Here is a 10,044-nt window from a genome sequence, read left to right as displayed (position 1 = left end):
AGTGCCACACAGTCCCATTTAGTATCAGCGATCGCTTTAAAAGCAGCGTCAATTTTGTCGCCTTCTAATGAAACGGAGTTAAATAAACCGGGTTTATTACAGTATTTCATGGACTCAATACAGGTATACACATTGGGGCTGTCCACAGCGATGGGGGTATCTGTGACTTCCTGAACCAGATCAATTAACCATTTCATGGTTTCCAGTTCGATGTCATCATCAACTGATGCGCAAACATCAATGTAATCCACACCGGCTTCGGTTTGAATCTTGGCCAAATTCTTAATGAATTCTCCATCTTTTGCGGCAATGGCTTTTGCGGTAGACGGAATGGCACCGTTAATTTTTTCTCCGATAATAATCATTTTACTCTTACCTCCTGGTAACACTATTTTTCACAGTTATTAAACTGATCTCAAACTAATTGCGACGTCTTTATTTACGAAATATCATCATTCCACAAAATCTTCACGCAGTTTTCAGCTTCTCCGCGATAAAAATACAACGGAACTCAAATATCAACTATATTGATCGTAAGTATCAATATAGGTTTTTAAATAACTTTTAATTGACTACTAATCACTATAAAACGTTTTCTTTTTTTATTGCATTTTAGATATAATAAAACTATTGGTTCGACATCGTCAATTTCTTGAGTTTAGTATAGCATCGTTGTAAAGGGACGTCAATCACTTTTTTAAATGTATTTAATATTTTACAAATTTAGGTGGATCGATTTGTTTAAAGGTTATTGTAACGCATTTTTATTACTTTATTATCTATATTTAATATTCGTTTATACTACTTTTTTGCATAATACTCAGACGATAAATTATCGGCAAATAAAAAAAGCGGGACTTCTCCCACTTTTTTTCGCTATTTTATAGTGATCAACACATAAAAGTCACCATTATTGATCGTCCCTGCTTCAGTTTTTTCGATAGCCAAAGACGTTGCTATCAGTGAAATAGCAGCCTGATCATTTTCTATCGTAAAACTCGCCTCATCAGCATTCATACTATCCTTGCTGGTTTGATAATTACCCGAAAGCGATGTCGTAAAATGATCAAACACTGCTTTCATGTCAATCCGCATCAACTCCTGGCCGGTTTCATCCACTAGTACCAGAGCCCCGCCCTGTTCCGCTGTTTTTTCTCTTGACAAACGATAGGTTTTTCCTCCTGACTCAAAGTTACCAATAAGGGGATCCCATTTTTCCTTTTTTTGATAGTAATTCAGAACCATAAAGGTCTCGTAGCCTGAAATATCAATGGGTGATTGCTGATTCAAACTCAAATATATAGAATTCTGGCGGTACTGATTGTCTTCGTATCGATAAAACCCAAAGGTACTATAGAAGTCCTCATAAACATCAAAATTTTCACCAAGATAGGATATTTCTTTTGTATATGCCATCATAGCCAGATAATCGACGGCATCGGAGATTATTTTTTTATCCTCTTCCGACACCGATCCGTTGGGATTAACCTGTTCATTTTCCAGCATTTTGTTTTCAACCAGGGTATTGGTGAGTCGATTGACCTGATTCCCACGGCTGATGGTAAAGGCATCTACTGGTGGCATGATGGAAAACAGCGAAAAACCGATCAGTAGTGCCGCAATGACCCCGTTGTTACGGGCCGGCATAAAACTCATCCAAAGACCAGAAACAGCAGCAAAAATTCCAAAAAGAATTGCATAGTAACGACCATGAGTCAAACCAACTTCCTGAATCTGCAATACCGAAGCCACAATCTGAAACAATACGATGGGTACCAGCACTTTGGGGAAAATTTTTAAAAACCATTCGGCCACCTTGTTTTCCAGGCTGCTGGCAAGAATATAAATAAAAATAACCACGATGGCAAAGCTTACCAACATCGACTCCAGACGGTTGTCACTCCAAAAATCACCTGTGATGTTCCCAACGATATAAATAATCAGAATAATTGTATATGCTGCCAACAGTGGGATCACTATGTAAGAAACCAGAACTTCCAGAAATTTCGGACATTGGCAGGATCGTACCAACTTTCCCCGGTCATTGATCACTTTCTCTGGTGGTCGGTTTTTATTTGAAAGACCGGGATATATGGGAATCAGCGAGAGAAAATAAATAGGAAAAAACAGCATCCCAACACAATTTAAGCTATGTAAATAGGCTTTATCGGATACGTCAAAAAGTAGCAGGTCAATGGCAGTAATAATCAGGGTGATTCCGATAAACAACACACCTGAAAAAAGCAACGCATTAAAGAGCGCTTTAAATGTCGCCATAAAACTCTGATTATAACGAATCTCACTTTTTATCACCGGAATCCAGGTAAAAGCAATAAACACTGCAAAAATGGCGACCGATGAACGGATCCCGATTTCCATACTGATGCTGGTGTATTGTCTGACAATAAGAAAATACCCCAGCGTCAGTGTCAAACACAGAGCCATCGCTACGATCCGAACGGAAGTCCTGTCATAAAAACGCTCCCATGCTCCCTGAAGGGTAATCCCCAGAAAAGCTCCCATCAAAAATGTCAATAAATATCTGGTATAATCAACTTCCTGCTGAATTGCCATCGCATTTATCACCACCGCTGCCATTAAAAAAGCAACCGTCAAGGGATATCGGGACAATGCCTCAACCAATCCACTCAGTTTTTCTTTGATCTTGTCGATAAATTTCATTTTAGCTCCCTTCTATCGGTTTTAGATCGTTATTTAGTAGGGTTTCAAGTTCTTTTGCGGGCACCGGTTTGCTAAAAAGATACCCTTGAGCCCGATCTCCATTATAGGCTAAAATTGCCTCAAATTGTTCTTTTGTCTCAACCCCCTCGGCCACGACAACGAGGTTCATGCTATGGGCGATTTCAATGGTGGCCTTAATCACCACCTCTTCAAAACTCCCCGGTCTCATGTTTTGGACGAATTGTTTATCAATTTTCAAGTGATCAATGGGCAGTTTATGAAGATAATTCAATGATGAATAACCCGTTCCGAAATCATCTAAAGAAAACTTGACCCCCTTATTTTTGATCTTTTTGATGATTGATAGTGTGTTCTCCAGGTTTTCCATGGCAATACTTTCGGTGATTTCGATATCCAATAACTCCGGTCTCATCCCGGTTTTTCTCAAAATACCAAAAACCACCTCGACGATGTCCTTTTTGTTTATTTGTTTAGCCGAGAAATTAACCGCCATGGTTAAATCTTTGTAGCCGGCATTTTCCCAAATCACGCTTTGACGACATGCCTCCGTCAGAATCTGCTCACCAAGCGGGACAATCAGACCGGATTCTTCTGCCAGTTCAATAAACTCAAATGGTGGCAACAAGCCCCGGGTCGGATGCTGCCACCTCACCAATGCTTCCACGCCACAGATTAAGCCTGTAAGAAAGTCAATCTGAGGCTGATAATACAGCACAAATTCACGGTCTCTGATGCCTCGTCTGATCTCATACTGAAGTTCAATCTTTTTAACCATCATTTCATTGGCGCTTTGCTCGAAAAATTTAAACTGATCTTTTCCCTGTTCCTTCGCATGGTACATCGCCGAATCGGCATTCATGAGCAGCTTATTAATGTCCGTTCCATCCTCCGGAAACATCGTAATCCCGATACTGCAAGTAATAATAAATTCAAACCCGTCAATGTTCCGGGGGTTACTGATAATTCTCATAATTTCATTGGCCAGCTTGCTTGCTTCCATCATTGTACAGTCTTTATTAATGACTATTAGTTCGTCACCAGCAATTCTGGCAATGGTATCATAATGAATCGCTTCCACCAATTCTTTGGCGATGCCAACCAGTACATGATCACCAGTGGCATGTCCCCTGGTATCATTGATAGCTTTGAAATTATCCAAATCGATGTATAGTAAAGCACCACTTTTACCCGCTTGTTCCGACTCGACAAGTAATTGATTGGAGTGCTCAAAAAGCATCGCCCGATTAGGCAGTCCAGTTAACACATCATAATAGGCAAGTTTGTTTATGGCTTCCTCGGCATTAATACGGTCAGTGATATCCGTATAAAAGCCGGATACCCGCATCAATTTATTGTTTTGGTCAAAAATTCCCTTCCCCCGACAAAATAACCACCGGGTTTCACCCTTACTGCCAATTACTCTAAATTCAATTTGACCAAAATTAGAATTATTCTGATAGAAACCTTGGAGATAATTTTCAAAATGGGCGCGATCCTGAGGATGAATAAAACACATCCATGATTCAAGGCTCATGCTGTTATGCTCCATTAACCCAATCATCTGTAAACCCCGTTTAGAAACATAGTATTCACAGTTTTGCAAATCCCAATCCCAGATCGCATCGTTGGAACCTTCCACGGCATAGCGGTAACGTTCCTCGGAAATACGCAGCGCTTCTTCCTGCTTCTCCAATTCTTCATAATTCTCAGTCAATTTAGTTCGGGATTCCAAAATGTCTTCAAACAATCTATTGATGCGATCTGCCAAATTTTTAATTTCATGACTATCCTTTACCTGGATTCGGGTTTCTGTATCGCCTTCGGAAAACGCTTTGACACCATCTGCTATTTTATCAATCGATCCAGAGAGATTTTTGGAACGAAATATAATCAGCGCAACAATGATCAGAATAATAAAAAGGGTTCGGATAAAACCTAAAAAAATAGCAGTAGTTATTGCCTGATTTAAATAATAGGTAGTAAATACCAGTTGTATTTCACCAATTTTCTGATTGTTTCTAATGATCTCCCGGGTAAATGATGGATAAAGATACTTGTTATCATAGGGTTTTGTACGCTTACTGGTTTCAAAGATGGGCTGATTATCAGCATCCATCATTTTTATCGAAGCCACCGCCTGATAGTTTGCCAACGTCTCTCCGATTTTATTAAGACTGACTTCATTATAAGTCCAAAATGCATCTTCTGCCGCATCGGCCGTAATGGTTAAAATATGCTCTGCCTCAATACTCAGTTCCCCAGTTAAATGAAGCTTTTCTGCCGCCGCATCAATGATTGTTAGTGCCATCAGCACTGAAAAAACAGTCGCAATGATTGGTAATAGTAATGCGGTGCTTAGTTTTTTTGTTTGAATACCTTTCATCGAGAATCCTCCGACTGATTTATTTCAAGTCCATTTTCCCTTAAAATGCGGTCAATGGTGCCATTGTTTTTCAACGTTTGTAAGGCTGTATTGAACTTATCCCGATACATCTGTGAATTGGGATAGTTCTTCGAAATAATCAGATAATAGTCATGCTGAGAAGCTATATTGGGAAGTGTCGCGAAAGCTCCACGGTCATCTGGAAAAAGCCGGCCAATGGCTTCTTCAGCAACGCGATAATCTTCAATGAGAAAGTCAATTCTTCCAGCATAAAGCATTTTCAGTAGCGCATCGACATCATTGGCCCACTCAACTTTTACCCCACTGCTCTCAATTACCGCTTTATCACCATACCAATAATCATTGGCTCCGCCAAAGGTGTAGTTGGTGAAGTCACTGATTCTTTTAAAATCAGCCCCTTCTTGGGCCAGTTTTTCATTAGATTTAAGATAATAAAATTTGTGGGGTCCCTGAATAACAGGTTCAGAATAATCATAAATCTGAGCCATTTCATTTACATAACCATAGGGAAATGAAGCCCAGGCGTCTCCACTTTCAACCATTTCCGATGCCCTGGCCCAAGGATAGAAAGCAACTTCACTCTCAAGTCCGCTTTCTTTTAAAGCGGCCTCAACAATCTGAGTGAATGCCCCATAACCGGCCGCCTGCTCTGATGTATAGGGTGCATATTCTCCGGTAACAATTATAAGCTGCTTTGTTTTTAGGTTTTCGCTACTTTCAGGCCGGATATTTGTTGATTCCACGCGATCTTGCTGTTTGTTTTCGGTCGTACATCCCCAAAGACAAATTGCTACAATTAGTAAAACCATAATTAATATAACTTTTTGAATTTTCTGATCATTTGCCATCGTCATTCTCCTACATCATAAGGTCGTATCCCGATCAAACGGTTAGACACAATTACGATTGATACCGTACTTACACTAATTCGTTTTATTCTATATTATACCCTTTCATATCAGATATAAATGTAAAATCTCAGACAACTCCTATCAAACCTTGATAAATAGCTATTTTTTTACTTCTTTTTTTTGATAAACAAAACCAGACCGGCGTACGCCGGTCTGGCACAATAACAGTCTATTTAAATCATTGTTTTTTAATCACTTGGTTATAAACGGGCTGTCTGTTGAACCAGGGGCGATACTGCCCTTGGGAACAACCTCAATCCGAATCCCTTCCAGTCGATAGCCATAACCGGCTGTTCCTGCCTGTTGACCATTTTTTGCCCAGCCCATCCAGCCGACATTCTGAGCATGCACCTGATAATAGACGTCAAAGAGCTCTGCATCTGTACCCGTAAGTTCGACCTCAATAGCCTCCAAGCGAAGAGACTGCCCTTCGGTGCCGCTTAGAGCCCCGTCTTCTACAAAATTTTGCCAGCCAATGTTTTGTACATGAGTTTTATACTTCACCCCAAGATTATAGTTCGTTGTGATAGTATTGACTTCAATGGCTTCCAGTCTCAGTGATTGCCCTTCGGTTCCACTAACGGCACCATCGGCCATTATGCTCTGCCAACCCATATTTTGCACATGAGTTCGGTATTCAATGACAGGTGCGGCCTTTTCTTTAATGACATAATTGACAATGGTTTCTTTTACGGTATTACCTTTGCCGTCCACCACCTGTGCTGATAGGGTATAAATGCCCGGTTGTGTTGGTGTAAATTCAGCCGTGCTAATACTGCTGTAATCTTGAATCGTGATGGTTGTTCCATTCAAATCATAATAAAATCCGTATTGATAATCCCCTTCACCTCCACTGGCAGCAGCATTTAAGGTGAGCAGCGTTCCCAGTGTTTGCCCGGTAGGCTTGTCTACTGTAAAGCTATCAATACTTAATGGATTTGTAGGCGTGACCTTGGCAAGAGCAGCATCTAACTGAATCATACCATCACCATAATAATCATCTCTTCCTTCTGTACCGAAGTCCAAGGCGGTTTCTTTAAGGAGCGTTTCGACCCGGGTACTGGTCATCGTGTGATCCGCTGCCATTAAAACTGCACAGGCGCCGGCCGTAATGGGGCTTGCAAAAGAAGTACCGGAGGTTTCTTCGTAACCACCATCGTGATTTGTGGAATAAATTTTTTGACCAGGGGCACACAAATCAACCAAACTATTGTGTTGAGAAAAATAAGCAATCTTGTTGGTTTTGTCGGTTGCACCCACCGAGATAACATTATTATATGACGCTGGCACCGCCAGTTCGCCGCTGTAATTGGGGTTTGCCCCTTCATTACCCGCCGCCGCCACTAATACCTTACCAGCGTTAACAGCATTTTCCACGGCTGTCCGCAGTGCAGCAGAAACCATATAGCCGCCAAAACTCATGTTGATGACTTTAACCTCCGGCCGTGCTGCCGCCTCATACAAGGCGGCGCAAATATAACCGACATCGAGGTTCTTGTCCCCATCATACAAACCGCCAACCCGGTATGGAGCAACCTTAATATTCGCCGCTCCGGCGATTCCCGCCACACCAATGCCATTATTAGTCACTGCCGCCACACAGCCCGCAACCAGTGTACCATGACCGGATAGGTCAACCATATCGGTCGTTCCATCGACATAGTCATAGCCTGCAGTCACGTTCGCTAAAATATCAGGATGTTGGGTATAAAGGCCGGTATCAATAACAGCCACGACCACGGTTTCTGAATTACTTATCTTATTCCAGGTCTCATCCGCACCGACTCGTTCAAACTGCCAGGCTTTAGATAAATCCGGATCATCGGGCAAAGCCGAAGTCTGAATGTAACTATTTTTCTCCGCTACCAGAACATTGGGGTTTTCAGATAGTCTGGCCAAAAGCTCATCCGTATTAGCCGAATCAGCAACCGCTATAATATCCACTTGTTCACTTAGGGTTTCTCCCCCCTTAATGTCTTTGGTGGTCAGAGAGAGATTTTCCACATGCCCCTGTTCTTTGTAAATAACAATAATCTGGTCGCTGTTACGCGAAGCACTATCCAGGTCCGCTACTTGATCAAGACTCTTTATAACCATGGATTGATCTTCTGCCATAACGCCCAGCGGGAACGAACTTCCAATTAAAACCATAGCTAACAGGAAGATAATCGCCTTCTTAAATTTCATCAATAACTACCTCTTACACTTTCTTTTTTTTATCTTAAGCCATTCAGTTTCGAATAACGCTTTTTTTCTACTTTTTCTTGATCAGGTTTTCATCTTTCTTCATGTTTTATTTTATAATGGTTAAATTATACATGCAAGTGACTTTTTTTTCAATCGCTTTCATTAAATCGCTTTCATCGATTAATGCACATTACAAAACGCTTAACCTTTTTTAAGTTTTACTAAATTCCAAGCTTCGCTAAAGGTTAGCAGGGTATTATCTATACAAGAGATAAACATCTCCCCTTTTTCTTTTCATTCCTAATATAAAAAAGGCAGTGCATCCATCCGGGATCACTGCCTTTTTATTTTTTGCAGCTTTTGTATTTCAACTTTATTAAGACGATCTTTATTTACGATTTGTTCTTCAAAATAAACTATGATAAAATTGTAATAAATTAATTTCGATTAATAAATCGAATCAGAACAGGAGCTTAACAAAATGGCAATTGAAAAAGTACGGTCCTATTTTAAACAATGGGATTTGGATTCTCGGATCCAGGAATTTGAAACCTCATCGGCAACAGTAGAACTGGCCGCTCAGGCGCTGGGATGTGCGCCGGAACGAATCGCCAAAACCTTATCTTTTAAATTGAACGAAAAATGCGTGCTGGTGGTAGCCGCCGGTGACGCTAAAATTGACAATGCTAAATTTAAGGCTCATTTTAAAACCAAGGCTAAAATGCTCTCCCCGGAAGAAGTCGATCACTATGTCGGTCATAGCATCGGCGGCGTCTGCCCCTTTGCCATCAATGATGATGTAGCGGTTTATCTGGATCAGTCTCTTAAGCGATTTAATACCGTCTTTCCGGCCTGTGGCAGTAGCAACAGTGTCATTGAGTTGACCATTGAAGAACTGGAAAAATATTCAAACAGTGTCGCGTGGTCGGATGTTTGCAAAAACTGGCAACACCAAGTTTAACCCGATTTTTCATTAGTACTTAAGAAACCGCGGTGATTAATCGCCGCGGTTTCTTAAATAATTTTATCCCTTTCCCGAACCAATTTGGTTTAGGAAAATAGGAACATCACTGCTATTCCGGCGATGACACTGCCGATTGCAATAGCTAATGCGATAAATTTTTCATTTTTAATATCATCTAACAATTCTTCTTCTGATTTATAGGTCACGTGAGATGGTTTTTTAGTTGTCACCGATCGCCCCACATAAAGCCGACTTCCCCGTTTATGAATTTCACCCAGAATATACATTGGTTGATCTTCCGGGAGAATTTCTTCGAAAAAGCGATAACCCAGGAAGCGTGAACCGCGGGGGTTTGAAAAGCTTAAATTAAAGTTGTTTCTGACCCAGCCAGAGTCAGGTGACTCCATGCGGTTGCAACCTGGCATCAAATCCACATCGCCACCAAAGCTGGCCATATCAATATAAACCTTTTCATCTGAACTGCTGTCCGAAAGATAAACTTCGACCGGACTCTTTTCACTCGATAAAGAACTTTCCACCTTATTTGTAATGGTTCTGGTATTGCCCTTATCATCCCGTTCAGTTCTCGTTTCTTCATTAACGGAAAATACTTCATTTTCGTAATAGGCCACCGGCCGTTGGGAAAAAGGTGCTTGCACATCGCCTGATACGCTGTGAAGGTGACCCTTTACCTCACTGTAATGCCGGTAATTTTCATCCAAACTGGATAAATCGCCGACAATGTCCAAAACGTCTTTAATGCAGGTTGTCTGTTGAAACTGAATTTCCTGAGCTTTTGCCTTGCTTTTTTTTAAAACGTAAAAAGCATAGCAAATCCCTGCAATCATAATCAGTATTCCAATAATAAATGCCAT

The 10,044-nt window shown here is 40.9% G+C and carries 6 protein-coding genes and 1 pseudogene; 1 reads left to right on the top strand and 6 read right to left on the bottom strand.

Annotated elements, in window-relative coordinates; translation table 11 throughout:
• From U2P91_RS14945 to U2P91_RS14925, 5 genes and pseudogenes are all read right to left on the bottom strand, one after another.
• Positions 1 to 365, bottom strand: a pseudogene (locus U2P91_RS14945) (methyltetrahydrofolate cobalamin methyltransferase); the annotation flags it as partial.
• A 511-nt stretch (positions 366 to 876) separates the two neighbouring features.
• Positions 877 to 2,682 (bottom strand): DUF4153 domain-containing protein, encoded by a 1,806-nt coding sequence (locus U2P91_RS14940; RefSeq protein WP_111887484.1) that lies wholly within the window; start codon positions 2,680 to 2,682, stop codon positions 877 to 879.
• A 1-nt stretch (position 2,683) separates the two neighbouring features.
• The gene (locus U2P91_RS14935) at positions 2,684 to 5,086 is read right to left on the bottom strand and encodes an EAL domain-containing protein (protein WP_322519930.1); all 2,403 of its coding nucleotides are present in this window, start codon (positions 5,084 to 5,086) and stop codon (positions 2,684 to 2,686) included.
• Entirely contained in the window at positions 5,083 to 5,955 is an 873-nt protein-coding gene (locus U2P91_RS14930) for a substrate-binding periplasmic protein (protein ID WP_162624447.1), read from the bottom strand. Before U2P91_RS14930 ends, U2P91_RS14935 begins: the two co-directional genes overlap by 4 nt.
• 255 nt (positions 5,956 to 6,210) lie before the next feature.
• The gene (locus U2P91_RS14925) at positions 6,211 to 8,205 is read right to left on the bottom strand and encodes a S8 family serine peptidase (protein WP_322519929.1); all 1,995 of its coding nucleotides are present in this window, start codon (positions 8,203 to 8,205) and stop codon (positions 6,211 to 6,213) included.
• A 481-nt stretch (positions 8,206 to 8,686) separates the two neighbouring features.
• Here U2P91_RS14925 and U2P91_RS14920 point away from each other — a divergent pair, with 481 nt between their 5' ends.
• Positions 8,687 to 9,166 carry a YbaK/EbsC family protein gene (locus U2P91_RS14920; protein WP_111887488.1) on the top strand — a complete coding sequence of 160 codons (480 nt, stop codon included), beginning with the start codon at positions 8,687 to 8,689 and terminating at the stop codon, positions 9,164 to 9,166.
• An 89-nt stretch (positions 9,167 to 9,255) separates the two neighbouring features.
• Here U2P91_RS14920 and U2P91_RS14915 read toward each other — a convergent pair whose 3' ends face one another.
• On the bottom strand, positions 9,256 to 10,044 hold the full coding sequence (locus U2P91_RS14915; protein WP_322519928.1) for a GIDE domain-containing protein: 789 nt from the start codon (positions 10,042 to 10,044) through the stop codon (positions 9,256 to 9,258).

This window comes from Acetobacterium sp. K1/6, from assembly GCF_034438075.1.
In the GTDB taxonomy this organism is placed as follows: Bacteria; Bacillota; Clostridia; order Eubacteriales; family Eubacteriaceae; genus Acetobacterium; species Acetobacterium carbinolicum.
This window is presented reverse-complemented; position numbering and strand designations above follow the sequence as displayed.